At 37.9% G+C, this 1,955-nt stretch carries 2 protein-coding genes; both read right to left on the bottom strand.

Features of this window, described 5'->3' with window-relative positions; genetic code table 11:
* Positions 1–129: 129 nt before the first annotated feature.
* The gene (locus tag ACFW2E_RS45955) at positions 130–1,038 is read right to left on the bottom strand and encodes a hypothetical protein (protein ID WP_375839305.1); all 909 of its coding nucleotides are present in this window, start codon (positions 1,036–1,038) and stop codon (positions 130–132) included.
* 90 nt (positions 1,039–1,128) lie between these two features.
* On the bottom strand, positions 1,129–1,302 hold the full coding sequence (locus ACFW2E_RS45950; RefSeq protein ID WP_375839303.1) for a hypothetical protein: 174 nt from the start codon (positions 1,300–1,302) through the stop codon (positions 1,129–1,131).
* Between the last annotated feature and the right edge of the window lie 653 nt (positions 1,303–1,955).

The following is a 1,955-nucleotide window of genomic DNA, read 5'->3' as shown; positions in this document are numbered from 1 at the left end:
CATTTATACACACCCCCTAAATCGTGGTGTGACAATGGGTTCTCGCCGGCTCGAAATCGGTTTGTCATTCTGACAAATAACCCTTCGGGAAATAAAAAAAACGGCTCCATAAAGAGGAACCGTTTTGCTTCAAAAATCACGTTTTGTGTTATACTGGAGAAACGAAATTGTGTTTTCAAAATTGTCATTTTCGACATGATAACTTTTCTCGTAGTGTGGTTTTGCCGAACCCACTACTTTTTTTATGTCTCCGAACTTCATTTCTTCCCGTTCCGGCTTAACAATCCCTTTTGATTTTCGATACATATTCATTCCGGAAGGATACATGTGCAGCCGTCCGCCTTTTAAAAATTTCTTTTCCCGACCTTCTACGATCTTTGTTTGCACCTCACAGCCCTCTGAAGCCACTTTTAAGGCTGTTTCCCTGTCTTGGACATCTTCTAGGTCTATATCAGTCAAATAAGCGCTCAAATAGGCTCCTATGTTGTCTATATCCTTTAATGACTTGATTGTTACAAATCCTAAACCCCATAGACTCCTTAATTCAGCATTTTTAATATAAATCTTATCCAAATCATTAAAGCGCATTAAAACATGACAATGCCAGGCTCCACGTCCTTGTGGCTCTACCACCGATAAATAATCTATCGAACTTTCTTTCTTGTATTTATAACGCAACCTGTCGATAAAATTTTGAAAATCACTATAAAGTTTTTTCGTGTCCGTCATATTTTTCTTGTATGTCAAAGTTATATGTAATTCATTTGGCCGTCCTATAAAATTGTTATTTATCAAATAACGCAGCTTCTTAAAGGTTTGTCTCAAAGAATTATAATTTTCCTGCCGATTTTCCGAATGCTCGAACTCCCGGATCTCCCCAGTAGAGAGGTCTACAAACCTATCCTTGTCCAATTTTTTGATATTATTTTTCCGGTTCATCTTCTCCATATGCTGAACTTCAATGACGTGATTCATAGTGGTCACTTTTACAACATCATTTGGAGCTATGAAAACCGCGTCACCATTGCGTTTATCCATCCATTTCCCCTCAATTTTTCCTGTAATGTTTAATTAAAATCAAGTTAATAATAAAGAACCCCAAATCCGAAGTCAGTTTTTCAACAAAAATTAGCGTCCTTTTCCCAAATAGTCCCTATACAATTCCTTAATAGCAAACTCAATTACAGCATCTTTTGAAACTCTTCCAAATTCATTGTGTTTTGTAAAATGTTCGGCTAATAACTCTAGCTTTTTAAATGTTTCAACAGTAATTCGAGGTCCAATTTGTTTTTTCTCTTCCATCCAAACACACTCCTAACAAGTTGTTAACATAATTCTAACATTGGAAATAATAGAATTCAAGAACAGAAAAAAGAAGCACACTCGGAATGATATTTCGTTTCCTTTTGATTCCGAGCCTCCACCCCTTACAATCCCCAAAGGCAACCGACAAGGGAAAATTCGTCCCTTATCGGCACCTCCGGAAATTGTACAGCAAGGGGTCACTCCCAATAAAAAGACTACGACATATAAAACAGGTTTAGCTTCAGAGAAAAAGAGCATAAGGAAACTCGGTGCCACCCTAAAAAAAAGGGTGTCAAACAGGCTGTGCCTGTTGAGTTTCTATGCTCTTAGAACAGGTGCCGTTTTTGAAGCCAAAGATATAGCATAGATACCCCATAGATATAGCAGGGATATACCAAAATATCTCTAGAGATACGGGTATCTATGCTATATCTCTCTACAAGATTCCTCCACACGCTTGACGGAAATGCTTCAGCATTTTAGCACTCACTCGACAGAGTGTATAAGTGCGCCATTCGGAATTTCAAAGCTTCAAATTTCACAGAGAGTGCCCATTTATACACACCCCCTAAATCGTGGTGTGACAATGGGTTGTCGCCGGCTCGAAATCGGTTTTTAATTATGACAAATAAAACAAAGGGAAATAAAAA

Origin of the sequence: Streptomyces sp. NPDC058964 (genome assembly GCF_042741275.1) — a bacterium.
Lineage (GTDB): Bacteria > Actinomycetota > Actinomycetes > Streptomycetales > Streptomycetaceae > Streptomyces.
Note: the sequence above shows the minus strand (reverse complement) of the source record. Positions and strands in the feature narration are given on the sequence as shown.